This is a genomic window from Acetatifactor sp. (genome assembly GCF_982438285.1).
In genome coordinates, this window is the sequence record NZ_CEWDFQ010000004.1 from 1 (window position 1) to 25533 (window position 25533).

Sequence of the window (25533 nt, forward strand, 5' to 3'; positions counted from 1 at the left end):
ATACTATTAGAGTAAATGGAGGTTTATTTTTATATGAAAGCTACGGGAATCGTCAGGCGGATTGATGACTTGGGCAGAATTGTGATTCCAAAGGAAATTCGCAGAACACTGCATATCAGGGAGAGCGATCCCCTGGAGATTTTTACAGACAGAGAGGGCCAGATTATTTTAAAAAAGTATTCGCCCATTGGAGAGATGTCCACCTTTGCCAAACAGTATGCGGAAAGCCTGGCCCAGGTATCGGGGCATGCGGCGCTGATTGCGGACAGGGATCAGTTTATTGCGGCGGCGGGCGGCTATAAGCAGCTGGTGGGAAAGAGCCTCAGCAGACAGCTGGAGGAGAAGGTCAACCACCGCGAAATGCTGGTGGCGTCAAGAGGCGACAGAAATTTTATCAGTATTTGCGATGAGGCGGGCGAGGAGTATCAGCATCAGGCAATCGCTCCCATTATCTGTGAGGGAGATGTGATTGGAAGCGTGATGCTTTTGGAAAATGACAACAAGGGGAAGATGGGAGAGGTGGAGCAAAAGCTTGCGCTTTCGGCTGCCGGTTTTCTGGGCAGGCAGATGGAGCAGTAAGTAAAAGGGCTTAAAAAAGGGTCAGGAAGAAATTTTTATCTTCCCGGCCCTTTTGTGACAGGCATCGTTATTTTTCACTCATCTGAGCTAAAAGCTGGATCTTGATGTCATAAAGCTTTTTTGATAAATCCACATAAACCTGATGGGGATTTACCAGACGTCTTGTCTCATCCCAGAGCGTATCCAATTCCTGCTGGCAGTACGCTCTGATATCCATGACATTGGGAGAAGTATAACAGCATTTCCCATTCTTAAAAATTTGCTTCATAATAGGGCGCAGCGTATAAGAGCCGCCCTTTAATTTTGTCTTTTTCCAGGGCTCTAAGGGATCGAAAAGCAAAAGGTCGTCGTCCTCTTTGTAAACCTCATCCACAAGACAGATCAAATCGGCCTTAATCTTGCCGCTGTCCTTTTCATAGATACGGTAGATCATCTTGTTGCCTGGGTTGGTAACCTTCTCCGTATTTTCGGAAAGCTTGATCTTGGGAATGAAGCTGCCGTCCTCACCCTTGATGGCGGCAAGCTTGTATACACCTCCAAAGGAGGGATTATCCTTGGAGGTAATCAGGTTTGTGCCTACGCCCCAGGAGGTGATGGCAGCGCCCTGAACCTTCAGGCTGTCAATCAAAAACTCGTCCAGATCATTGGAGGCAGAAATCACCGCGTCGGTAAAACCGGCGGCATCCAGCATTTTCCGGGCCTTTTTGGACAGATATGCCAAATCGCCGCTGTCAAGACGGATACCATAATAAGTAAGGGGAATCCCTGCGTCACGCATTTCCTGAAAGACCCGGATGGCATTGGGAACTCCTGACTTTAGGGTATCGTAGGTGTCCACCAGAAGAATACAGGCATGGGGATACATATCGGCATAAGCCTTAAAGGCCGTGTACTCATCCGGAAAGCTCATGATCCAGCTGTGGGCATGGGTGCCCTTTACGGGGATGTCAAAAAGCTGTCCTGCCAGCACATTGCTGGTGCCGATACAGCCTCCGATCACTGCCGCACGCGCCCCGTAAATTCCTGCGTCCGGCCCCTGGGCCCGGCGCAGGCCGAATTCCATAATACCGTCTCCTCTGGCGGCATAGCAGACTCTGGCTGCCTTGGTGGCAATGAGGCTTTGATGATTGACGATGTTTAAAATGGCTGTCTCCACCAGCTGAGCCTCCATAATGGGCGCAATTACCTTTACCACGGGCTCTCTGGGAAACATAACGGTTCCCTCTGGTATGGCGTAGATGTCGCCGGAAAATTGGAAATCCTTCAGGTAAGAAAGGAAATCCTCATCAAAAATTCCCAGGGAGGCCAGATAAGCAATGTCCTCCTGGTCAAAATGAAGCTCCTTGATATACTGAATCACCTGCTCCAGTCCAGCGCTGATGGCATAGCCTCCGCCACAGGGGTTGGTGCGGTAGAAGGCATCAAAAATAACGGTTTCATTGCGGTCCTTATTTTTGAAATAGCCTTGCATCATAGTGAGCTCGTAAAGGTCTGTCAATAAGGTTAGATTTTGTCTGTCCATAATCCCTCTCATTCCGGCCGGAACTTCCGGCACATGCTGCGCCCTGTCTGACAAGACAGGTGTAAATTATCTGTTATCATATACCAATCCAGACAAAAAAGCAAGAGTTTAGCACATGATACAGTCGCGTCCAGCAGCTTTTCCGTCATAGAGCTTTTGATCTGCATTGCGAAGCAGCTGGGAAATATCGTCGGTGTCTCCTGGAACAAGACCAAAGGTCATGGTGATGCGGACAGTCCTTCCATCAAAACAGCTGTCCAGATCGTGAATTTCAAAGTTGAGCCGCTGCAGGTATCTGTATGCCTCGCGGACGTTCATATGATCGTATACCAGAAGAAATTCCTCTCCACCCCAGCGCGCTGCAAAGCCCTTCCCGGCCATATGACGTTTCAGGCAGGCGGCAATATTTTTCAGCACCAGATCACCGCACTCATGGCCGTAGGTGTCGTTTACCCGCTTGAAGAAATCAATATCTCCAATCGCCACGCAGAAAGGGGTGTGCTCTTTTACGGAATTGGCGATGATTTGGCGCAGCCTGCGGTCAGCACTGCGGCGGTTTAACAGCTCTGTCAGGGAATCCTGATCAATCATGGTGGTCAGTGTACGCTGCATATGAATGGCGGAATATCCGATCTCCTGAAGCTCGTCGCTTCGTCTCAGCACGGAAGCGTCCAGCCTGGCGGAAAGATTCCCTGCGGAAACCTCGGACATAAAGCTGTGTATTTTCAAAAGTCCCTGGGCCAGCTTCTTGTTGTAGATAAAGTTAATGGCGGCAATGATAACGGCGCAGAGAATGTCTGCGGCAAGAAGGGGATAGACGGCGCTTTCCACGGCAGCATCTACATTTTTCCGGGGTTTTCCTACAAAAAGGATACCTGCTGCGGTGTTGTCGGAATTGTACAGGGGAGTGTAATAGGAAAAATAACCGGTGCCGTTAATCATGGCGTTATCGTAAAAATGGGACTCCTCAGCAAGCAGCACCTCGTTTCGTATGGTTTCGGAGGCGGCGGTGTTTGTGATACGCTGCCCGTTTAAGTCGCGGAGGGTGGTGAGAATGCGTACGCCCTCGTAAAAAATAGTAATTTCCAGGCCGGTTTCCTCTTTTATATGATCAATCAGCGGGGTGTCGTTTGACAGGTTGTGCTCCCCCTTATAGAAATCGTAGACTGTTTCTCCTCTCAGCTCGTAATCTCCGGGATACGCGGTGTCCAGCATAGTGATGATGGTGGAGGCTGCGCTTTTAAGCTCCACCTCGATCTCCCCATACATCGCATTGGAAAACCAGCCGGAGCTGAGAAACATAATCAGAATACCCAGTAAAATCAAGGGAATGGTGTTGATTGCCAGCAAGGTGTGCGAAATTTTACTTTTTGTGTTTAACGCCTTCATGTAAGGAACCCCCTTTCGCCAAGATGTCTGACAATATTGCTTTCTGTTATAAGTATACCTATTTTAAGCCGGAAGCGCAACAAAAATAAGTGGAAGTATTGACATTTTCCAAAGCAGGCTATATGATAATAGCAACCGAAAAATGCCATGACGAAGACAGTAGCCGCATTTGGAAAGTCAAAGCGAGCCGGTGAGGGTGAAAGACCGGTACCAGTAGAAAGGCGGGGAAAATCACTTCCGAGCAGCTGAAACCAACGAAGGCAGTCCCAGGACAGCCGTACCAGTAGTTTCAGACGGCATTCCTCCGTTACGGGAAGCCATATCACTTCCGTTTGTTTCGGGCGCAGGGCCTTGTGCTGTGAAAGGCCGGGCTTCCAAAACGGAAACGTATGATGTAACAGGTGGTCAGCGAAGATTCAGGCTTCGTCCTATTACAGGACGAAGCCTTTTTGCGTAACATGGCAGAGACAAAAAGTGTTTCACTCATCAAGAAAGGAAAGGAAAAACACAATGTACAGACAGGTATCTACCAATCTAAACTTCGTGGAGCGTGAAAAAAACGTAGAGAAATTTTGGGAAGAAAACAGGATTTTTGAAAAAAGCATGGAGACAAGAAAGGAAGGGCCCACCTACACCTTTTATGACGGCCCGCCTACCGCAAATGGAAAGCCCCATATCGGCCATGTGGAAACTCGTACCATAAAGGATATGATTCCCAGATACCGTACCATGAAGGGATATATGGTGCCCAGAAAAGCTGGATGGGATACCCACGGCCTTCCTGTGGAGCTGGAGGTGGAAAAGCAGCTGGGCCTGGACGGCAAGGAGCAGATTGAGGCATATGGACTGGCGCCTTTTATCGACAAATGCAAGGAGAGCGTGTGGAAATACAAGGGAATGTGGGAGGATTTCTCCCGTACGGTAGGCTTTTGGGCCGATATGGACAATCCCTATGTGACCTATCACGACGATTATATTGAGTCCGAGTGGTGGGCTTTAAAGACAATATGGGATAAGGGGCTTCTTTACAAGGGCTTTAAGATTGTACCCTACTGTCCCCGCTGCGGTACGCCTCTGTCCAGCCACGAGGTGGCCCAGGGCTACAAAGCGGTTAAGGAGCGTTCGGCGGTAGTACGCTTTAAGGCAGTGGGAGAGGATGCTTATTTCCTGGCGTGGACCACAACGCCCTGGACGCTTCCTTCCAATGTGGCCTTGTGTGTGAACCCTGAGGAAACCTATGTAAAGGCAAAGGCGGCGGACGGTTATACCTACTACATGGCCCAGGCGCTTTTGGACAAAGTATTGGGGCCTCTTGCCAAAGAGGGAGAGGCGGCCTATGAGATTCTTGAGACCTTCGGCGGAAAGGAATTGGAACGCCGGGAATACGAACCGCTTTTTGCCTGCGCGGGAGAGGCTGCCGCAAAGCAGAATAAGAAAGGTCATTACATCACCTGCGACACCTATGTAACCATGACGGATGGTACCGGCATTGTACACATAGCGCCTGCCTTCGGCGAGGACGACGCAAGAGTGGGAAGAGCCTATGACCTGCCCTTTGTGCAGTTTGTGGATGGCAAGGGCGATATGACCCAGGAGACGCCCTACGCTGGAAAATTTGTAAAGGACGCAGACCCGGAGATCATAAAGGATTTGGACAAGGAAGGAAAGCTGTTTGCCGCTCCTAAATTTGAACACGATTATCCCTTCTGCTGGAGATGTGATACGCCGTTAATTTACTATGCAAGAGAGTCCTGGTTTATTAAAATGACCGCCGTCAGAGACGATCTGGTGCGCAACAACCAGACCATCAACTGGATTCCTGCATCCATCGGAGAGGGACGTTTTGGCAACTGGCTGGAGAATATCCAGGACTGGGGAATTTCCCGCAACCGCTACTGGGGCACACCCTTAAATATCTGGGAGTGTGAGTGCGGCCATATGCACTCCATCGGCAGCAGGCAGGAGCTGTGTGAGATGAGCGGAGATGAAAGGGCAAAGACCGTGGAATTTCACAGGCCATACATTGATGAAATCACCATCACCTGCCCCAAATGCGGAAAGCAGATGAAGCGTGTGCCGGAGGTGATTGACTGCTGGTTTGACTCCGGAGCCATGCCTTTTGCACAGCATCACTATCCCTTTGAGAATAAGGAGCTGTTCGAGAAGCAGTTTCCCGCAGATTTTATTTCCGAGGCGGTGGACCAGACCAGAGGCTGGTTTTATTCCCTGCTGGCGGAGTCTACTTTGCTGTTCAACAAGGCGCCATACAGGAACGTTATTGTCATGGGGCATGTGCAGGATGAAAACGGCCAGAAGATGAGCAAATCCAAGGGCAACGCGGTAGACCCCTTTGAGGCGCTGGAGACCTACGGCGCAGACGCCATCCGCTGGTATTTCTATACAAGCTCGGCTCCCTGGCTGCCCAAGCGCTTTTCCGGCAAGGCAGTGCAGGAGGGGCAGCGCAAATTTATGGGCACCCTTTGGAATACCTACGCCTTCTTTGTGCTGTATGCCAATATTGACGGCTTTGACGCTTCCAAATATACGCTGGAATATGATAAGCTGACTGTGATGGATAAGTGGCTCTTGTCCAGACTTAACACTGTTGTAGGCCAGGTTGACAAAAACCTTGACCAGTACCGCATTCCCGAGGCTGGAAAGGCTCTGCAGGATTTTGTGGACGAAATGAGCAACTGGTATGTGAGAAGAAGCCGTGAAAGATTCTGGGCCAAGGGGATGGATCAGGATAAGATCAATGCCTACATGACGCTGTACACTGCCCTGGTGACCATCTGTAAGGCGGCGGCACCCATGATTCCCTTCATGACGGAGGAAATTTACCAGAATCTGGTGAGAAGTGTGGATCAGGACGCCCCGGAGAGTATCCATCTGTGCGACTTCCCCGTTGTGGAGGAAGCCTTTATCGACGGGAAGCTGGAAGAGAGCATGGAAGAGGTGCTGGATGCGGTGGTTATGGGAAGAGCCTGCAGAAATGAGGCTAATATCAAAAACCGCCAGCCTGTGAGCAAAATGTACGTGAAGGCGGACTTCACACTCAGTGATTTTTACAAGGATATCATAGCGGATGAATTAAATGTAAAAGAGGTTATATTCACTGATGATGTGAGAGACTTTACCTCTTATACCTTTAAGCCCCAGCTGCGGACGGTGGGGCCCAAGTATGGCAGGCTGCTGGGCGGCATCCAGAAAACGCTGGCGGCCCTTTCCGGCAATGAGGCCATGGATGCGCTCAACAGGGACGGCAGGCTGTCCTTTGACATTGACGGCACCGCTGTGGAGCTTTCCAAAGAGGACCTTCTGATCGAGGTATCCCAGAAGGAGGGCTATGTGTCTCAGGAGGATAACCGCATGACGGTTGTGCTGGACACCAATCTCACCGACGAGCTGGTGGAGGAAGGCTTTGTGTATGAGATCATCAGTAAAATACAGACCATGCGTAAGGATGCGGGATTTGAGGTGATGGATCATATCAGAGTATCCTTAAGAGGAAACGACAGGCTTTCAGCCATTGCCGAGAGAAACCGTGACGCCATCTGCACGAAGGTATTGGCGGATGGGTTTACAAAAGAGGCGGACTATGCCGTTTCCAGGGAGTGGAATGTAAATGGAGAAAATGTGGTAATTTCTATAGAAAAGGTTTAAATGAGAAACGTCCCTTAAGACAGGCTGCCGTAAAAGCTGTCTTAAGGGACGGATTTATCTGAAAACAAATTGGTTTTTCCCATTTTTCTTGGCTTCATATAGCAGACGGTCGGCGTCCCGATACAATTCTTCAATGGTACAGTTTTCCCTTGCGGTGACCACTCCGATACTGCAGGTTACGTTCCCGTCATCTAATTCAATCTGTTCCACCTTTTCCTTTAAGTCGTTTACTAAACTCCTCATTTCCGATTCAGACATGAGATAGGAGATGAAAGCCACAAATTCATCGCCTCCAAGCCGCCCTATAACGCCCTTGTTCCCAAATTCATTTTTCAGGCTGCGGGCCACGTTTACCAATACCCTGTCGCCGGATGGATGTCCGTACTGGTCGTTGATTTCCTTGAAATAGTCGATATCCAGAATGACAAAGTATCCGTTTTTGTTATCCTGGACAAACTTAAGCTTCTCAAGAAGCTTTCTGCCAGTCAGAAAAAACTGTCCCCTGCCGGGAAGCTCCGTCAGGTCATCCATTTTTGCTTCATAGTAGGTATAGTTGAAATTTTTTTTGTACAGTACAACCACAAGAAGAATCAGAGAAAATAAAGAGATAATTCCTAACAGAAATTGAAGCTGCAGATGATAAGAAAAATGATCTGTGAGCTGTACCCCATATCGGGACATCACACTGCTGATGCGGTTGATAAAATACCATGCCACGCTGATAGATGCAATGAAGGCCAAGGCTAAGATGAGAAAAAGCCTTCCCTTGTTATGGGCAATGTGCAGCTCCACCCCGTCAACTGCCTGGATCCGGCCGGCAAGCTTTTCTGCCTGTCTGGAGTGGTACGCTGCATAGCAGAAGAGAACGCAGGCCTCTTGTGTCAAAAGAAATGGGAGGAACCCACCGTTGGAGACGCCGTCCAGCGCATTAGCCACACCCAGTCCCGACTCTGGAAATAATATTTCCAGGAAAGCGTATACAAAAATGGAATGAAGCAGCCTGCCGATAGAGGTGACCAGTATAATGCCTGCCAAGGGATGACGGCTCCGTTTTGCAGCCTGATATAAAAGCCCGGCAGCAAATCCGAACAGGGATCTTGCGCCCACGCTTAACAGAATGCTTTGTACAGGCTTGCCGCTCATGACAGGAGAGAAAAAAACATCCCCTCCTTCCACGTAAAACGCCGAGGCCTTCCACATGGAGGAAAGGCCGAATACGACGCCTACAAGAGCCGCCTCCCTGGCTCCCAAAAGACAGCCTGCCAGCAAAACGGGAATATAAACGAGAGTAATGGATATGGGTTCCATATGAATATAACCGAAAGCGGAAAAGGACATCAGAAGCTCAATGGAGATAAGGGCCCAAAGCACATATCGATTGATATGAGCAGACGTATTTTCACCTTTGAATAAATGGGTCATTTTTTATCCTCCATTCTGAAGTGCTTTGCGTTTCCGTATTTTTTCATTATAGCACAGACACCCTTCTTTTTCAATTTTGCCCACATGACTGTTAATCGGCACGGGCTTATGATATAATGAGCGCAAGCGGGCATACGGCCGGCGCCGTTGTGTATGCGGCACTTTCACAGGAAGGGAAATAATGAAGGAAAATGAACAAAAGAGATCATCTGCAAAAAAATACTCTCTATGAATGGCTGGCCTTTGGAGGCTTTGCCTTGCTCCTTTTACTGGCCCATGCTCTGATCTGCCCGGATTTCGGCGACGATGTGACCTACGCCGGGATATGGGGAAAGCAGCCCCTTTTTGCTTTTTTACAGGAGCGCTATTTGAAATGGTCCTCCCGGGTGGTGATTGAGGCTGTGATGCTGCCCCTTACTGCGGTTTCTCCCTGGGTGTGGCGGATTTTGGATGTGTTTATGCTCCTGCTTCTTGTGTGGATTACGGCAGATCTGTTTGGAACTGAAAAAAAGCTTCAGGCACAGATACTGTTTTTTGCCATGCTGTGGACGGTGCCCTTTTTTTCCTTAAGCAGCGCCGGATGGATCACCACTACCGTGAATTATCTATGGACCCTGACCCTGGGTCTTGTGGCCCTGCGGCCCTTGAAGCATTGGCTGAAGGGGGAAAAATGTCCGCCTGCGGAATATATAGCCTGCCCCTTGTGTGTGCTGTATGGGGCAAACATGGAGCAGATGGGTGCGATTTTGCTGGGGGCTTATCTGGTAATGGGTCTGTATCTTCTGGCGGAAAAAAGGAAGCTTTCCCCCTTTTATTTCGTACAGCTTGGGCTTGTAGTGCTGTCCCTTTTCTTTATTCTGTGGGCGCCGGGCAATGGCGAGCGGACAATCTCTGAGACGGAGCGCTTTTTCCCGGAATTTTCCTCCTTTTCCGCATATGAAAAGCTGTGGATGGGCTTTCTTGAGACCGCCCACTATTATCTGGCTGCCGGACATGAGCAGGTAAGCTATCTATTCGGTGTTTTGGCGGGGGGATTGTTTTTGACGACCCTTGGGGCGGGGAAAAGCCTTTCCGGCAAAAAAAAGAAATGGCTTCTGTTTTTTATAAGCCTGTGTCCCCTGGCCTTTTACTGGGGCGTGGGGCATCTTGGAAATTTCCTGCTGAATTCCGGGATTCTTACCAGAGGCAGAGACGGCGTGGGGGTGCTTGCCCAGAACAGGCAGCTTCCGGGCTTGTCTTATTTTTCCGCGCCGCTCATTGTGTTCCAGACACTTGTATATCTGGCTGTGATGGCCTGTGTGGCCTTGACCATAGCCCTTCTTTACGGAAAGAGCAGGGAAACCGGATTTCAGCTTTTGATTCTGGGAGCAGGTCTTTTGTCCAGAGTGATTGTGGGCTTTTCTCCCACTCTTTACGCTTCCGGGGACAGAACGGCCATTTATTGTTCCGCAGCCCTTTTGATTGTTACCCTGAGAAATCTGCAGTATTTTTTGGGGCAAAAGCCGGGGGCTTTTCTGAGGGCGGCAGGAGGGTGTTATCTGGGAATCTGCATTTTAGGAAATCTATTGTAAAAAGAAGTTGGAAAAAAAGCGGAAATTTGTTATAATGGAAACGGTTCTGAAAAGAATTGAGGGATTTTGGAAAGGAGACAGTATTTTGAGAGAGTTGATCACAAAGAGAAATCGGTTTGATAAAGAGCTTTTTAAGAAAAACGTGCTGTATAACGTGAAGACGCTTTACAGAAAGACGCTGGAGGAAGCGACTCCACAGCAGATTTTCCAGGCGGTATCCTACGCCGTTAAGGATCAGATTGTGGAAAACTGGATGGAGACCCAGAAAGCCTATGAGAAGGAAGACCCTAAAATGGTCTATTATATGTCCATGGAATTTCTTATGGGACGCGCTCTGGGCAATAATATGATTAATCTTCAGGAATACGAGCCCATCAAGGAGGCCATGGAGGAGCTTGGGCTGGATTTGAATTTTGTGGAGGATCAGGAGCCGGATGCAGCGCTGGGAAACGGCGGGCTGGGACGTCTGGCAGCCTGCTTTCTGGATTCCCTGGCTACCCTTGGGTATCCTGCCTACGGCTGCGGCATTCGCTATCGTTATGGCATGTTTAAGCAGGAAATCCGGGACGGTTATCAGGTGGAGGTGCCTGACAACTGGCTTGCGGACGGCAATCCCTTTGAGCTGCGCAGGCCCGAGTATGCAAAGATTGTAAAGTTCGGCGGCTATGTGGCGGTACATACCGACGAAAGAGGGCGCAACGTGTTTACCCAGGAGGGTTATCAGTCTGTGAAGGCAATCCCTTATGATCTGCCTATCGTGGGCTATGGAAACGGTATTGTAAATACGCTTCGTATCTGGGACGCCCAGCCGGTAGAGTGCTTTCAGCTGGATTCCTTTGACAAGGGAGATTATCAGAAGGCGGTGGAGCAGGAAAACCTTGCAAGAAACATTGTGGAGGTTCTCTATCCCAACGACAATCATTACGCAGGAAAGGAGCTGCGCTTAAAGCAGCAGTATTTCTTTATCTCCGCATCCGTGCAGGAGGCTGTGGAAAAATACATGAGAAAGCATGATGATATCCGCAGCTTTCATGAAAAGGTTACCTTCCAGTTAAACGACACCCATCCCACGGTGGCCATTGCGGAGCTGATGCGGGTGCTGATGGATGACTATTATCTCACCTGGGAGGAGGCCTGGGAGGTGACTACCAGAACCTGTGCCTACACCAATCACACCATTATGGCGGAGGCATTGGAAAAGTGGCCCATAGAGCTGTTTTCCAGACTGCTCCCCAGAATTTACCAGATTGTGGAGGAGATCAACCGCCGTTTCATTTTGGAAATCCAGCATAAATATGGAGGGGTTCCCGGCGTAAATGTACAGGACAAGATCCGAAAAATGGCTATTATCTACGACGGACAGGTGAAAATGGCCCACATGGCCATTGTGGCGGGGTATTCTGTAAACGGTGTGGCTCGTCTGCACACGGAGATTCTAAAGAAGCAGGAGCTTAAGGATTTCTATGAGATGTTTCCTGAGCGTTTCAACAATAAGACCAATGGAATTACCCAGAGAAGATTTCTGCTTCACGCAAATCCCCTTTTGGCAGACTGGGTGACGGATCATGTGGGAAGAGAGTGGATCACAGACCTTCCCCAGATTGGCCGGCTGAAAATTTATGCGGAGGATAAAAAGGCCCAGCAGGAATTTATGAATATCAAATACCAGAATAAGGTGCGTCTTGCCAGATATATCATGGAGCACAACGGGATCGAGGTAGACCCCAGATCCATCTTTGACGTGCAGGTGAAGCGTCTCCATGAGTACAAGAGACAGCTCCTCAATATCCTTCATGTGATGTATCTTTATAATGAACTGAAGGAGCATCCGGAGATGGATTTCTTCCCCAGAACCTTCATTTTCGGGGCAAAGGCGGCGGCAGGCTATGTCAATGCAAAGCTGACCATTAAGCTGATCAATTCCGTAGCGGATGTGGTGAATAACGACAGCTCCATCAACGGAAAAATTAAGGTGGTATTCATCGAAAACTACAATGTGTCCAATGCGGAGATCATTTTTGCAGCGGCGGATGTATCCGAGCAGATTTCCACTGCCAGCAAGGAGGCGTCCGGCACCGGCAACATGAAATTTATGTTAAACGGCGCATTGACCCTTGGCACCATGGATGGGGCAAACGTGGAGATTGTGGAAGAGGTAGGCGAGGAGAATGCGTTTATCTTCGGACTGTCTGCAGAGGAGGTTATAAATTATGAAAACCACGGGGGCTACAACCCGATGGAGATTTTCAACAATGACCAGGATATCAGAAAGGTGCTTATGCAGCTGATCAACGGCACCTTCGCACCCCAGGATCCGGAGCTGTTTCGACCCTTGTACAACTCTCTTTTGAACACGCTCTCCACTGCGAAGGCGGACACCTATTTTATCTTAAAAGACTTCAAGCCTTACGCGGAGGCCCAGAAAAGAGTGGAGGCGGCCTACAGGGACGAGGCCGGATGGGCAAAAAGCGCTATTTTGAATGTTGCCTGCTCCGGAAAATTCACCTCGGACAGGACGATCCAGCAGTATGTGGATGAAATCTGGCATCTGGATAAGGTTGTGCTGAAATCTTAAGCTTTCTTAAGAATCGAAAGTTCACGTGTCAGAAAAGGGAAAAGCTGATATACTAAGCCTGAAAAGGACGGCTCCGGCAATGGCCGGAGGCTGTCTTGGAAAGGGCGTAAAGCAGCATGAAAACAAAAAAAATAGGCAGGCGTCCAGCAAGGCGCCTGCTGCTTTTATTTCTTCTGTGCGCCGTCTGCCTTACAGGCTGCGGCAAAGACAGCGGAGAATGGGAAAAAAGCGTTATAGAGGAACGGATTGTGATACAGGGGATTTCCGGGGAATACGATCTTTTGTTTCTCACGGACAGCCATGTGGTGTCTCTGGGAGAAGCGGCGGAGAACGGGGAAGCACAGACGGAGAACGAGGAAACGCAGGCTGAGACGGGAGCACAGGATGAGGAGAGCCGCATGCAGGAGTATGCGGCTTCCAGATACGAGGGCTTTTGCAGCCAGGACGGAACCTCCTCCCAGGAGATGTTTGCACAGGCTATGGATTATGCCCGGGAAGAGGGAGTGGACGGGGTTCTCCTAGGAGGAGATATCATTGATTCTCCATCCCAGGAAAACTTTTCCTTTTTGTCACAAGAGCTTTCCACACTTTCCATGCCCTATCTCTACACTCCCGGCAACCATGACTGGACCTTCCCCTGGGAGTATATGACCAGTAAGGGAAAGCAGGAATACCTTCCCATGCTGTCTCCCTATATGGGAGGAAATGCGGCCTTCCATACCTTAGATTTTGGGGAGTTTGTGGTGGCGGCGGTGGACAACAGCTCCGGACAGGTCAATCCTGAGGCATTGGAGAAATATGAAGAGGTGCTGGATCAGGGGAAGCCTGTGATTGTGCTGGCCCATGTGCCTTTTCTTACCCAGTCGGTGCTCACCAAGGCGAGAGAGGTGTGGAAAAGCGGCGTTGTCATTGGCGGAGGAAATTTCGGCGGAATTTATCCCGATGAGACCTCTCAGGAATTTCTGGAGATGACCACCGCTTCCGACAGCCCCGTGGTGGCGGTTTTGGCCGGACATGTGCACTTTTACGACAAGGATGTGATAGAAGGGGAGAAGGATGTGCTGCAGATTGTGGGGGATGCGCTCTTTCACGGCAGCGCCCTGAGGCTGCGCATTACGGGGAGGGGGTAGGAGATTCTTTTCATTTCCGCCGTCCCTTTACCAAAAGAACCCCATACAACGCCAGAGCGGCTTCAAAAATATGCGTCCCGGGGGACAATACCCCATGCAGGCTTGGGGAAAGGACATACACTGTTCCAAGACACAAAAAAACCAGAAGCAGCCCGATGCCAAGAAATGCTGTAAATGTGAAATACGTGGTTCCCCGCACCAGAAAGTAATAAGCAAACAGCCCCAGCGTCACCATAAAGCACAGATTCCATAGAATAAGCTCTGGGAATGGGACACGGAAGGTTTTTGCGGCGTTTTCGCTGATTTTCTGATAAATCCACAGGCCTGACGCCAAAAACAGGGGATATGCCACGAGTAACAGACTGGTTCGTATTTTTTTCATCTCTATCTCCTTTCAGATGATCTGAGGTCATTTTTCCATTGCATCCCACGATTTCATCCTTTATAATATTACATTATGACATGAAAAAGAGGAGGAAACAATAGCTATGATAGAATTATTTTCAGGCGGCGCATACCTGATAAACGGCAGTGAGCTTGTGGCTGATACGCCAGAGGCGGCTCAGGAGATAAAGCAGAAAACCGGTAAAGAGGTTACCAGCAGGGAAGCGGCAAAGGCCACTATGGCCTATGGCATTTTGGAAAGCCACAATACCTCCGGTAATATGGACAAGCTCAAAATCCGCTTTGACAAGCTTACCAGCCATGACATCACCTTTGTGGGCATCATTCAGACAGCAAGAGCTTCGGGACTGACCAGATTCCCTATGCCCTATGTGCTGACAAACTGCCACAATTCCCTGTGTGCGGTGGGCGGCACCATAAACGAGGATGACCACATGTTTGGTTTAAGCTGTGCGAAAAAATATGGCGGCGTTTACGTTCCTCCTCATCAGGCTGTAATCCATCAGTACGCCAGAGAGATGCTTGCAGGGGGCGGAAAGATGATTCTGGGTTCCGATTCCCATACCCGTTACGGAGCTCTTGGCACCATGGCCATGGGCGAGGGCGGCCCGGAGCTGGTTAAGCAGCTGTTAAATCAGACCTATGATATCAATATGCCCCAGGTGGTGGGCGTTTACTTAAAGGGCGAGCCCGTAAAGGGGGTAGGCCCTCAGGATGTGGCCCTGGCAATTATCGGCGCCGTGTTCAAAAACGGATATGTAAAAAATAAGGTGATGGAGTTTGTGGGTCCTGGCGTGGCTTCCTTAAGCGCTGACTTCCGTATCGGCATCGATGTTATGACAACGGAAACCACCTGCCTGTCCTCCATCTGGGTAACGGATGAAACCATAGAGGAATTTTACGAGATTCACGGACGGAAGGAGGATTATACACAGCTAAGCCCCGGCGACGTAGCCTATTACGACGGCATGATCGTTGTGGATTTATCCGCCATCCGGCCCATGATCGCTATGCCCTTCCATCCAAGCAACACCTATACCATCGAGGAATTAAACGCAAACCTTCTGGATATTCTGGATGAGACGGAGAAGCGCGCACAGGTAAGTTTGGACGGCGCAGTGGAATTTACCTTAAAGGATAAGGTAAAGGACGGAAAATTCCTGGTGGATCAGGGCATTATTGCAGGCTGTGCGGGCGGCGGCTTTGAAAATATCTGCGCGGCAGCGGATATTTTGAAGGGGCGCTATATCGGTTCTGATGAATTTACACTGAGCATTTATCCTGCATCCATGCCCGTTTACATGGAGCTGATCAGAAATGGCTGCGCGGCGACGCTGATGGAGACCGGCGCTGTGATGAAGACGGCCTTCTGCGGTCCCTGCTTCGGCGCGGGGGATACGCCTGCCAACAATGCCTTCAGTATCCGGCACTCTACCAGAAATTTCCCCAACCGTGAGGGTTCCAAGCTCCAGAGCGGACAGATCGCCTCTGTGGCGCTTATGGACGCCCGCTCCATTGCGGCAACGGCTGCGAACCAGGGCATTCTTACCCCGGCTACGGATTTTGACGGTGAATTTGGCAGATACAAATATCATTTTGACAGCAAAATTTATGCAAACCGTGTATTTGATTCTAAGGGCGTGGCTGATCCTGATGTGGAGATTCACTTTGGGCCCAATATCAAGGACTGGCCTGCAATGGGAGAGCTTCCTGAGAATCTGGTGCTGCAGGTGGTCAGCGAGATTCATGACCCTGTGACCACAACGGATGAGCTGATTCCTTCCGGAGAAACCTCCTCCTACCGCTCCAATCCTCTGGGGCTTGCAGAATTTACCTTAAGCCGCAAGGACCCTGAGTATGTGGGACGTGCAAAGGCCATTCAGAAGGCGGAGAAGGCCCGTATGGAGGGAAAGGAGACCTGTGAGGCGCTGCCGGAGCTTAAGGAGGTTATGGCGGTCATCAACGAAAGATTCCCTGAGGCTTATCAGGCCAACACAGGCTTTGGCTCCACTATTTTTGCGGTAAAGCCCGGGGACGGCTCTGCAAGAGAGCAGGCTGCCTCCTGCCAGAAGGTGCTGGGAGGCTGGGCGAATATTGCCAACGAATATGCCACCAAGCGTTACCGCTCCAACCTGATCAACTGGGGCATGCTTCCCTTCCTGATTGAGGAGGGAGAGCTTCCCTTCCGGAATCTGGACTATCTTTTCCTGCCGGATATCAAGAAGGCTGTGGAGGAGAAGGCGGAGGTCATTACGGCTTATGTGGTGACAAAGGAAGGACTGAAGGAATTTACGCTGCGCCTGGGAGATTTGACTGACGAGGAGCGCCAGATTATTTTGAAGGGCTGCCTGATTAACTATAACAGGGTATGAGGAGCAGAAACGCTTCGGAATGGAGGAAAAAATGGAATTTAACAAACCTGTATCCAATCCTATGCTGGTGGGGGCCATAGAGCTGATGAAGGCTGAGGATACGCCGGATCACAGAAATATGTTTTTAAATGAAATGATGAAGGCGTTTTTTCTGGCTCCGGCTATCGTAGAACCGGCTCCGGAGCCTGACGAGACGGGAAAGGTAAAGCTGGCTGCGGGCAGCAAGGTGCAGTTTCCCATGCTGACCACCAAGGACGGAAAACGGTTTTTCATGGCCTTTACAGACTGGATGGAGCTGAAAAAGTGGAAGGACGAGGAAAACCAGCAGACCTTTGCCTTAAAATTTGAGGATTATGCTGCCATGCTGCTTCGAAAGGACGCTCAGGGCAATACAAGCCCGGCGCTGGGCTTTGTCATTAATCCCTACGGTGGAAATATTGTAATCTCCAAGGAGATGGCCGCGGGGCTTATGGCGGCCAGACTGGCCAAGGCAAAGGGGAAAAATCCAGAGGAAAAATAAGCTAAAGTTTTTAACAGTAAGGTCGATATACTTATTACAAAAGGCTGCCGGGCCAGCAGGCCTTTGAGTAATAAGAAATGACACCACGGATGGTAATTATGCGGGAGAAGGGATTCTCCCCATAGCTGCCATCCTTTTTTATGAGGGACAGGATGTTGGTCATAAAAAAAGTTCTATAAAGCTTCGCCGGTCTGCCAGGGAAGGCCGGGCGGCGCGGCGGTGTAGAATGGGTGCTCATCAAAGGAGCGTGAAAGGAGTTGAGAATTGATTCCAGTACCATAAACATGGGATCTGCCAGAAGCTATCAGGCTTCTGAGGTAACAGTGGGACGCTACAGGGTTACGGACTATCTGACCGGGGTGACCCAGAGCGGAACGTCGGTGGGGACTATGGTCAGCCAGGAGAAGGAAGATACTTATGGGGAAGACCAGACCTCATTGAAAGAAAGCGTCTCGGACATATGGGAGTGGAACAACCGTTTCAGCACAGCGTCATACAGAGTGACTTGGCGCAGTGAAAACAGCCGGACCATGATGGAGCTGAAAGAGTTGACCGTGCGCTATATTTTTGAGCTGCTTTTCGGCTCGCCAAAGGAGAGACTGAACAGACAGCTGTCCCAGGAAGCCCGGCAGACTGCAGCCGATACCCAGTTTGTGTCCAACGCAAAAATGATAGACTATCGGCAGGAAACCTGGAGGACGGAGTGGGAGAGTACTTCATTTTCCACGGTGGGAACCGTGAAAACCTCCGATGGAAGGGAAATCCATTTTAATGTGGAGGTGGGAATGAGCCGTGCGTTTCAGGAATATTACGGCACGGAGCTGAATCTGGCCGCCTTTCAGATGTGCGATCCTCTGGTGATCAATCTGGACACGGACGCAGCCGCTTTTTCCGATCAGAAATTCTTTTTTGACATTGATGGGGACGGAGCTTGGGATCGGGTATCCATGCTGGAACAGGGCAGCGGCTATCTGGCCCTTGATAAAAATGGAGACGGTGTGATCAATGACGGAAAGGAGCTGTTCGGCACCGCAAGCGGAGACGGCTTCCGTGATCTTGCACAGTATGACGAGGATGGGAACGGGTGGATAGACGAAAATGACGCCGTGTGGTCCAAGCTGCAGATTTGGTGCAAGGATGAAAACGGACAGGATGTGCTTTACCGTCTGGCGGACAAGGGAATAGGCGCCATCTGCCTGCAGAATGTCTCCACCGATTTTACCCTGAAGGGACAGGACGGGGTAAGCGGCAGGATCTGCAGCACGGGCATTTTTCTATACGAGAACGGCAGTGCTGGAACCATCCAGCATGTGGATGTGGCAAAATATGAAGAGGAGGCATAGAATAAAAAGAGAATAGTATTTAGCGGGAATTGTTATCATAAAAAAGTCAAAACAAGTTTTGGTTCTAATTGGTTTCATTTTTCTACTGCCCTACATTTTTTCCATGCTCTGGTCCGGGAGACATGACACAGGCCTGGAAGGAGAGCCCCAGCAGTCCTTACAAGAGGATATTGTCCTTTGTCTGGAGGATGAGCGGGGAAAGCTTACCATGACAATGGAAGAGTATCTCTGCGGCTATCTGCCCTTAGTAATTCCGGCTCAGTATGAGAAAGAGTGCCTTCGGGCCCAGGCTGTCCTTCTCAGGACCCAGGTGATCGGAGCGTTCGCCAGGCAGGTCGCAGAGGGAAAGCAGGAATTTATTCTGGAGGCGGATACCTATCTTTCCAATGAGCAGCTGGAGGAAATGTGGGGCGAAAATTATACGGAATATCAGGAAAAAATCAGACAGGCCGTGAGCAGCACCAGGGGAATTTATCTCACCTTTGAGGGGCTGCCCATCGAAGCCTGTTTTTTTCGTGTGAGCGCAGGGCGCACACGGTCTGCAGGGACCTTTCTGGGACAGGGATACGAATATCTGGCCGCGGTGGATTGTCCCAAGGACTATCTCTCCCAGGACTACCTCACCCAGGAAAAGTACAGCCGCACCAAGCTTGAAAAGCTTCTGGGAGGAACCATTGCGCAGCTTTCCTACGATGACTCCGGCTATGTGGAGTGGGTGACCATAGTCTCTTCGGATAGTGGGGAAAGCCGGGAATACACCGGTGAGTGGCTCAGGAAAAAGCTTAAGCTTCCCAGCGCCCACATCACCATGGAGGAACAAAAGGACAAGGTTTTTTTTCAGGTAAAAGGCGCGGGACACGGCTTTGGAATGAGCCAGTTTACGGCAAACGAGATGGCTGTCCAGGGAGCTGATTATCAAACCATTCTTTCCTATTTTTTTCAAAATATTACATTTGACAAATACCTTCAGCCCTGAATAAATGCGTCTGTTTCGGCAAGACTAACAGAGAAGAAAAAATCGTGCATATGGCGCGTTCACTGTATTTGGAAGGAAGGAATGGAAAATGAAGAGAAACAGGAAAAACAGCATAAGAAAAGAGCGGATTATCATGATTGCTTCTTCCGCATTTGTCTTGACGGCACTTACCCTGACAGGAATCTATATGAAGGAAGGAAACGTAGAGTCCAAGGATGACGGTTATACCATAGATTTTACAGCTTTGGATGAGCAGGAAAACATTACGGATATCGCCCAAAATAACCAGTCCACAGAGTCCGGCCACAGCCTGCAGGAGAATATGGAAGGAAACGGACAGAGCGCCCTGGCCGGGGAAGAAGGTCTGGACGCACAGGATAACATCCTGCAGGATGACCAGGTTCTGGAAGACGACTTGGATTATATGCCCATGGAGGCGGGATCCAGTCTGGTGGAAATTCCCGGGCTTACCGATGGCAGCGCTCTGACCCAGAACGAAGAGGAGCTTTTGACACAGGAGCCTAATCAGGAGAATGGGGAGACAGACGGCCAAAAGGACAGCGCACAGACGGATGCCAAGGAGAGTGCAGTGATCTTAAAGGAACTGAGCTTTTCTGAGAGTGAGGGACTGATCAGACCGGTAAGCGGCCAGGTGCTTTTGCCCTACAGCATGGATGCCAGCGTTTATTTTGCCACTTTGGATCAATATAAATATAATCCGGCCGTCATTTTTTCCGCAGAGGAGGGAACTTCGGTTGCGGCGTGCGCCGAGGGCCGGGTAGTGAATATTTTTGAAAATGAGGAAATCGGACATGCTGTGACGCTGGATCTGGGAAACGGCTATCAGGCTACCTACGGGCAGCTTGGAGAGATACAGGTGACCCTTGACAGCTATGTGAACGCGGGCGATATCATTGCAAAGGTTGCGGCGCCCACAAAATATTTCAGCGTGGAGGGAAGCAACCTTTACTTTGAGCTGACAAAGGACGGAGTCTGCGTGAATCCGGAAAATCTGTTTTAGGGAGCCAAAGGAATGTATATTGTAGGCGGCAGAATCAAGACCATGGCGGGAAAAGAGATACCGGAGGGCGTGATTCACATTACAGAGGGTAAAATAGCGCAGATTGGGAGAAAAGGGGAGGTCCCCATTTCCCCAAAGGAAAAAGAGCAGGTTCTTGTGGTAAAGGAAGGGCTCATTCTGCCGGGACTGATGGAGGCTCACTGCCATATGGGTATTATGGAGGAAAAAAAGGGCATGGAGGGAGATGACTGTAACGAGACCGTAAACCCGGTTACGCCCTACCTGAGAGCCCTGGATGGAATCAATCCCATGGACGCAGCCTTTGGGGACGCTGTCCGGGCCGGCATCACCGCCGCCATGATAGGTCCGGGAAGCTCCAATGTGGTAGGAGGCCAGTTTGTTCTTCTAAAGACCTGGGGAAGAAGGGTGGATAAGCTGATCGTTAAGGCGCCTTCAGCCATGAAGGTAGCCTTCGGGGAAAATCCTAAGGTAAATTATTCGGGACAGAACAAAAGTCCCTGTACCCGTATGGCCATTGCCTCGCTGCTTCGAGAGGAGCTGTTTTCTGCCCTGGAATACAAAGAGAAGAAGGAAAGCGCAGAAAAGAGAGGGGAGTCCCTTCCAAAGGATTTTAAAAAGGAATGCTGGCTGCCTGTGCTGCGCGGAGAAATTCCATTAAAGGCCCATGTACACAGAGCGGATGATATTTTTACCGCCATCCGCATTGCGGAGGAATTCGGCTTGAAGCTGACGCTGGATCATTGCTCGGAGGGGCATTTGATCGCCAGAGAGATCGCAGAGAGTGGATTTCCTGCTATTGTAGGGCCGGATCTCACCAGCCGCAATAAGATAGAGGTTCAGAACATGGCCTTTAAAACGGCGGGAGTGCTGAATCAGGCGGGGGTGATGACGGCCATCACAACTGATCATCCGGTGTCTTTGATTCAGACACTTCCTATTTGCGTGGGTCTTGCGGTAAAAGCGGGTCTTCCTCTGGAGGAAGGCTATAAGGCCATGACCATTTATCCGGCAATCATCTGTGGCGTTTCTCACCGCATGGGGAGCCTGGAGGTGGGAAAGGATGCAGATATCGCCATTTATGATGGAAATCCCATGGAGATTTTTACCAAAACCCTTTACACCATAATCGACGGTGAAGTTGTGTATGATGCTTACAGGGACGAAAAAAGGACGTTGCTTTCTCAAAAAATAGTGATAAAATGAATTCATGCCGGGCCCCGTGTAAGGGGTGTCCGGAAACACAGGAGGAAAGTTTTGAAAAGATACATGGGGATTGGTCCGGCGGTCTGTGCGGGGCTGGCGGCACTGCTTCTTGGCGGCTGCGGACGGACGGACACCCAGGGAGCTTCCCAGGGGCTGTCCCGGGGAACGATCTTGAGCATGGAGAGCACGCCGGTGATAGATTACACCCTTCCTCACTTAACGCCCAATATTTTGGTGGACAGTGTGGGATATGAGGCGGGAAGGGAAAAGGAGGCTGCCGTAAAGGGAAAGGAGCTTCCTGAGACCTTTCAGCTGTATGATGCGGAGACGGGAGAGGTAGTATACCGGGGAACCATTGAAGAGGTAAGCTGCGACCAGGAGCTTGGGCTGTACATGGGATACGCGGACTTCAGCGAATACACCGGAGAAGGGATCTGTTATCTGGAATGTAAGGGCATTGGAAGGTCCTATTCCTTTTCCATACAGAAGAACTTGTATGGACAGCTTTACGAAGAGCTGTCACAGGAAATATTGGCAAGGTGCACGGAAAATACGGCTCAGGCATGGGAGATTATGGAGCTTTTGACTGCCTGTGAGTGGTATCCCCAGCTTTTGGAAGATGTAGATGAGGATCAGATACCGGATACCTTAGAGGAAATCGGACTGTGGATACAGGCCGTGGAGGAAGTGGAGGCTTTTGAGGAAAATGATGCGCTCTATGCCGCGCTTCTGGCAAAATTCAGCTACGTTTACCAGAAATATGACCGTACCTTTGCAACCCAGTGCCTGCAGAAGGCCAGCCAGGTGTTTGAAAAGGCACAGAGCACGCTGCAGAAGGATACGGAAATTTTTTTTGCGCTGACAGAGCTTTTCAGGGCTACGGGGCTTTCTACATACGGAAAACAGATTCGGGATTACAGGACTTATTTTGAGAACAACACAAGCTATCTGGAGGAAGAGGAATATCTTTACGGAAGCATGACGTATCTTTCCACCAGACAGAAGGTGGACAGAGAGCTGTGCAGCATTTTTATGGAAAAGCTTATGGACCGGGGTGAGGAGATATCGGTGCGCTGTGAGGAAATCATTCATCCGCTGGAAGCCAGAAACAATGGAGCAGGACAGCTGCTAAATCAGGCAGGACAGTTGTCATGCGCAAACTATGTGTTGAATAATTATCAGTATACAAGTGTAATAGAGAAATTCCTTCATTATCTGATGGGAGAAAATTTGGAGTCCGTCTGCTTTTATTCCCCCAAGGAGGCGCAGAGCGGCTATCTGCTTTTGTTCGCACAGCTTGCGGCTACAGCGGATATCACAGAAGGACAGACGATAGATGAATAGCGCGGATAAACGCAGAAAAGAGGATTGATTATGAAAGTAGTAGTTTTGGCCGGAGGAACAAGCACGGAGCGGGATGTATCCCTAAGCTCCGGCAGCATGATTTACAGAGCATTGAAAAAAAACGGACACCAGGCCATATTGCTGGACGTATATCTGGGATATGAAGGAAATGTGGAGGGCATTTTTGAGCGGGATGAGGACTGGGCGGCCCAGGTGGGGGCCATCTCAGAGAAAAACCCGGATTTGGACGTCATCAGAGCCATGAGGCCGGATGGAGATAAAAATTTTTTTGGACCCAATGTACTTTCTCTGTGCAAAAGCGCGGACGTCGTATTTATGGCGCTGCACGGTGCAAACGGAGAGGATGGAAAGATACAGGCTTGCTTTGAGCTTATGGGAATTACCTATACGGGAACAGATTTTGTAAGCTCGGCCATTGCTATGGACAAGGGAATCACAAAGGACATTTTCCGGGCATATGGTATTCCCACACCAGCAGGCCTGCGGCTTAAAAAGGGGGAGAGGGAGCGGGAGAAAGTGCCCTATCCCTGCATTGTAAAAGCCTGCTGCGGAGGCTCCAGCGTTGGCGTCTCTATTGCCAGAAACGAAGGAGAGTACGAGAATGCCAAGGAGGAGGCCTTTTTGTATGACAATGAGGTGATTGTGGAGCAATACATAGAGGGAAGAGAATTTTCCGTGGGGGTTATGGACGGGAAAGCGCTGCCGGTCATAGAAATCGCGCCAAAGCAGGGATTTTATGATTATAAAAATAAGTATCAGGCGGGAAGCACTATAGAAACCTGTCCTGCCAGGCTTTCCAGGGAAGAGACAGAGAAAATTCAGAGGCTGGCGGAGCTTGCCTATGAGGCGCTGCGCATGAAAAGCTATGCCCGCATGGATTTTATGAAAAATGACCAGGGAGAATTTTTCTGTCTGGAGGCCAACACCCTTCCGGGCATGACTCCTACATCGCTGCTGCCCCAGGAGGCTGCGGCTGTGGGAATGAGCTTTGAGGAGCTGTGTGAGAAAATCCTGCAGTACGCTGTAACAGATAAATGAGAGGTATGGATATGGAGCTTACCGTAGAACAGATTGCAGAGGCCTTAAAGGGCAGGCTGGTATGGAAGGGAAGTCCCAGGGATCTCCGCAGGGCCGTTTCGTGTGTGACGCTGGACTCACGGCAGATTGCGGAAAACGGAGTGTTTGTGGCCACTGTGGGACAGAGAGTGGACGGCCACAAATTTGTGTCCCAGGTGTTCGAGAAGGGGGCCTGTCTGGCCATTGTGGAAAAAACCCAGGAGCAGGTGGAGAAAGAGCAGGGAAGCTTAGAGAGAGAGTGGGGCAGCTATCTATTGGTGGAGGACAGCTTTCAGGCGCTGAAGGATTTGGCGGAATTTTACAGAAGCACGCTGTCCATTCCCATTGTGGGTATCACGGGCAGCGTGGGAAAAACCAGCACCAAGGAATTTATTGCAGCTGTGCTGTCTCAAAAGTATTGCGTGCTTAAGACGGAGGGAAACTTCAATAATGAGGTGGGAGTGCCTCTGACATTGCTGCGCATCCGAAAGGAGCATCAGGCGGCAGTGGTGGAGATGGGCATCAGCGATTTCGGGGAAATGCACCGGTTGAGCAGGATGGTAAGGCCAAATGTATGCGTGATCACCAATATCGGTCAGTGCCACCTGGAAAATCTGGGAAGCCGGGACGGCATTTTAAAAGCAAAATCGGAAATTTTTGATTTTATGGCCGAGGATGCGGCGGTGTGCTTAAACGGAGAGGATGACAAGCTGAGAGCCATTGCGCAGGTAAAGGGAAGAAAACCGCATTTCTTTGGCCTGGGTAATGAGCCGGGCCAGGAGGTTTATGCGTCTGACATTGTGAGCAGGGGACTTTGGGGCAGTGATGCCGCTTTGTATTTTGCGCAAGGCGCCGCACAATGTGGGGAAGAAAACGGGGAAGGAGAGGCAGTGGTTTCTTCAATCCCGATACACATTCCTCTGCCGGGAAGGCATATGGTGCTGAACGCTGCGGCAGCAGCCTGTGTGGGACGTATTTTAGGACTGACGCCAGAGCAGATTGCCCAAGGCATAGAAACGGTGAAGGCGGTCACAGGCAGAAACCATCTCATACGCCTTTCCCATTACACTTTGATTGATGACTGCTATAATGCCAATCCTGTATCCATGAAGGCGGCCATTGATCTGCTTGCAATGGCGGATACGGAAAAGACAGCGATTCTGGGAGATATGTTTGAGCTGGGTGGGGATTCCGACGCCTTGCACCGCCAGGTGGGAAGTCAGGCGGCAAGGGCGGGAATCCACAGGATTTTCTGCGTGGGAGAAAATGCCAGACATATGTATGAAGGGGCTCTTGAGGCAGCGGATGAAAAACAGACAGTGCTTTATTTTGCTGCCAGACAAGATTTGGAAAAAGCGCTTTTGGAAAGTGAAGAAAGGAATGGAAGGCCCCTGATTCCC

General features: G+C 50.1%; 18 protein-coding genes. 14 read left to right on the forward strand and 4 right to left on the reverse strand.

Annotated features, from left to right (window positions below):
* Nucleotides 1-33 precede the first annotated feature (33 nt).
* Nucleotides 34-579: a stage V sporulation protein T gene (gene spoVT / locus AC1WIP_RS00430; protein WP_481139955.1), complete on the forward strand. Its 546-nt coding sequence runs from the start codon at nucleotides 34-36 to the stop codon at nucleotides 577-579.
* A 67-nt stretch (nucleotides 580-646) separates the two neighbouring features.
* Here spoVT and AC1WIP_RS00435 read toward each other — a convergent pair whose 3' ends face one another.
* Both AC1WIP_RS00435 and AC1WIP_RS00440 read right to left on the reverse strand, forming a co-directional pair.
* Nucleotides 647-2101: a nicotinate phosphoribosyltransferase gene (locus AC1WIP_RS00435; protein ID WP_481139956.1), complete on the reverse strand. Its 1455-nt coding sequence runs from the start codon at nucleotides 2099-2101 to the stop codon at nucleotides 647-649.
* A 108-nt stretch (nucleotides 2102-2209) separates the two neighbouring features.
* Entirely contained in the window at nucleotides 2210-3490 is a 1281-nt protein-coding gene (locus AC1WIP_RS00440; protein WP_481139957.1) for a GGDEF domain-containing protein, read from the reverse strand.
* Nucleotides 3491-4000: 510 nt separating this feature from the next.
* Here AC1WIP_RS00440 and ileS point away from each other — a divergent pair.
* Nucleotides 4001-7153 carry an isoleucine--tRNA ligase gene (gene ileS, locus AC1WIP_RS00445; RefSeq protein ID WP_481139958.1) on the forward strand — a complete coding sequence of 1051 codons (3153 nt, stop codon included), beginning with the start codon at nucleotides 4001-4003 and terminating at the stop codon, nucleotides 7151-7153.
* A gap of 54 nt (nucleotides 7154-7207) precedes the next feature.
* On the opposite strand, the gene AC1WIP_RS00450 is transcribed toward ileS, so the two are convergent.
* A complete protein-coding gene (locus tag AC1WIP_RS00450) occupies nucleotides 7208-8575 on the reverse strand; it encodes an ECF transporter S component (protein ID WP_481139959.1) in 1368 nt (455 codons plus the stop codon).
* Nucleotides 8576-8766: 191 nt separating this feature from the next.
* On the opposite strand from AC1WIP_RS00450, the gene AC1WIP_RS00455 reads away from it, so the two are divergent.
* From AC1WIP_RS00455 to AC1WIP_RS00465, 3 genes are all read left to right on the forward strand, one after another.
* Entirely contained in the window at nucleotides 8767-10146 is a 1380-nt protein-coding gene (locus tag AC1WIP_RS00455) for a DUF6056 family protein (RefSeq protein WP_481139960.1), read from the forward strand.
* 85 nt (nucleotides 10147-10231) lie between these two features.
* The gene (locus AC1WIP_RS00460; protein ID WP_481139961.1) at nucleotides 10232-12721 is read left to right on the forward strand and encodes a glycogen/starch/alpha-glucan phosphorylase; all 2490 of its coding nucleotides are present in this window, start codon (nucleotides 10232-10234) and stop codon (nucleotides 12719-12721) included.
* 116 nt (nucleotides 12722-12837) lie between these two features.
* Nucleotides 12838-13851: a metallophosphoesterase family protein gene (locus AC1WIP_RS00465; RefSeq protein ID WP_481139962.1), complete on the forward strand. Its 1014-nt coding sequence runs from the start codon at nucleotides 12838-12840 to the stop codon at nucleotides 13849-13851.
* 10 nt (nucleotides 13852-13861) lie between these two features.
* Here the strand turns inward: AC1WIP_RS00465 and AC1WIP_RS00470 are convergent, their stop codons facing one another.
* Nucleotides 13862-14233: a hypothetical protein gene (locus tag AC1WIP_RS00470; protein WP_481139963.1), complete on the reverse strand. Its 372-nt coding sequence runs from the start codon at nucleotides 14231-14233 to the stop codon at nucleotides 13862-13864.
* 106 nt (nucleotides 14234-14339) lie between these two features.
* On the opposite strand from AC1WIP_RS00470, the gene AC1WIP_RS00475 reads away from it, so the two are divergent.
* The 9 genes from AC1WIP_RS00475 to AC1WIP_RS00515 form a co-directional block, all read left to right on the forward strand.
* Entirely contained in the window at nucleotides 14340-16628 is a 2289-nt protein-coding gene (locus AC1WIP_RS00475; protein WP_481139964.1) for a hydratase, read from the forward strand.
* Between the two features lie 31 nt (nucleotides 16629-16659).
* Nucleotides 16660-17148: an SseB family protein gene (locus AC1WIP_RS00480; protein WP_318703658.1), complete on the forward strand. Its 489-nt coding sequence runs from the start codon at nucleotides 16660-16662 to the stop codon at nucleotides 17146-17148.
* Nucleotides 17149-17405: 257 nt separating this feature from the next.
* Nucleotides 17406-18491 carry a hypothetical protein gene (locus tag AC1WIP_RS00485; RefSeq protein WP_481139965.1) on the forward strand — a complete coding sequence of 362 codons (1086 nt, stop codon included), beginning with the start codon at nucleotides 17406-17408 and terminating at the stop codon, nucleotides 18489-18491.
* A gap of 103 nt (nucleotides 18492-18594) precedes the next feature.
* Nucleotides 18595-19467, forward strand: coding sequence for a SpoIID/LytB domain-containing protein (locus tag AC1WIP_RS00490; RefSeq protein WP_481139966.1), 873 nt, complete (start codon nucleotides 18595-18597; stop codon nucleotides 19465-19467).
* An 88-nt stretch (nucleotides 19468-19555) separates the two neighbouring features.
* Nucleotides 19556-20488, forward strand: a complete 933-nt coding sequence (locus AC1WIP_RS00495; RefSeq protein ID WP_481139967.1) for a peptidoglycan DD-metalloendopeptidase family protein — start codon at nucleotides 19556-19558, stop codon at nucleotides 20486-20488.
* A gap of 12 nt (nucleotides 20489-20500) precedes the next feature.
* Nucleotides 20501-21712 (forward strand): amidohydrolase, encoded by a 1212-nt coding sequence (locus AC1WIP_RS00500; protein WP_481139968.1) that lies wholly within the window; start codon nucleotides 20501-20503, stop codon nucleotides 21710-21712.
* Between the two features lie 51 nt (nucleotides 21713-21763).
* A complete protein-coding gene (locus AC1WIP_RS00505; protein WP_481139969.1) occupies nucleotides 21764-23056 on the forward strand; it encodes a cellulase N-terminal Ig-like domain-containing protein in 1293 nt (430 codons plus the stop codon).
* 30 nt (nucleotides 23057-23086) lie between these two features.
* Entirely contained in the window at nucleotides 23087-24115 is a 1029-nt protein-coding gene (locus AC1WIP_RS00510; protein ID WP_481139970.1) for a D-alanine--D-alanine ligase family protein, read from the forward strand.
* An 11-nt stretch (nucleotides 24116-24126) separates the two neighbouring features.
* Nucleotides 24127-25533: UDP-N-acetylmuramoyl-tripeptide--D-alanyl-D-alanine ligase (locus tag AC1WIP_RS00515; RefSeq protein ID WP_481139971.1), on the forward strand; the 1407-nt coding region annotated here is incomplete at its 3' end.

Excerpts from the sequence above, each read along its gene's own strand:
- AC1WIP_RS00455 (WP_481139960.1), top strand. The coding sequence starts at position 8,767 with ATGAACAAAAGAGATCATCTGCAAAAAAATACTCTCTATGAATGGCTG.
- AC1WIP_RS00475 (WP_481139964.1), top strand. The coding sequence starts at position 14,340 with ATGATAGAATTATTTTCAGGCGGCGCATACCTGATAAACGGCAGTGAG.
- AC1WIP_RS00495 (WP_481139967.1), top strand. The coding sequence starts at position 19,556 with ATGAAGAGAAACAGGAAAAACAGCATAAGAAAAGAGCGGATTATCATG.
- AC1WIP_RS00435 (WP_481139956.1), bottom strand. The coding sequence starts at position 2,101 with ATGGACAGACAAAATCTAACCTTATTGACAGACCTTTACGAGCTCACT.
- AC1WIP_RS00440 (WP_481139957.1), bottom strand. The coding sequence starts at position 3,490 with ATGAAGGCGTTAAACACAAAAAGTAAAATTTCGCACACCTTGCTGGCA.
- AC1WIP_RS00465 (WP_481139962.1), top strand. The coding sequence starts at position 12,838 with ATGAAAACAAAAAAAATAGGCAGGCGTCCAGCAAGGCGCCTGCTGCTT.
- AC1WIP_RS00480 (WP_318703658.1), top strand. The coding sequence starts at position 16,660 with ATGGAATTTAACAAACCTGTATCCAATCCTATGCTGGTGGGGGCCATA.
- AC1WIP_RS00490 (WP_481139966.1), top strand. The coding sequence starts at position 18,595 with ATGCTCTGGTCCGGGAGACATGACACAGGCCTGGAAGGAGAGCCCCAG.
- spoVT (WP_481139955.1), top strand. The coding sequence starts at position 34 with ATGAAAGCTACGGGAATCGTCAGGCGGATTGATGACTTGGGCAGAATT.
- AC1WIP_RS00450 (WP_481139959.1), bottom strand. The coding sequence starts at position 8,575 with ATGACCCATTTATTCAAAGGTGAAAATACGTCTGCTCATATCAATCGA.
- AC1WIP_RS00470 (WP_481139963.1), bottom strand. The coding sequence starts at position 14,233 with ATGAAAAAAATACGAACCAGTCTGTTACTCGTGGCATATCCCCTGTTT.
- AC1WIP_RS00510 (WP_481139970.1), top strand. The coding sequence starts at position 23,087 with ATGAAAGTAGTAGTTTTGGCCGGAGGAACAAGCACGGAGCGGGATGTA.
- AC1WIP_RS00500 (WP_481139968.1), top strand. The coding sequence starts at position 20,501 with ATGTATATTGTAGGCGGCAGAATCAAGACCATGGCGGGAAAAGAGATA.
- ileS (WP_481139958.1), top strand. The coding sequence starts at position 4,001 with ATGTACAGACAGGTATCTACCAATCTAAACTTCGTGGAGCGTGAAAAA.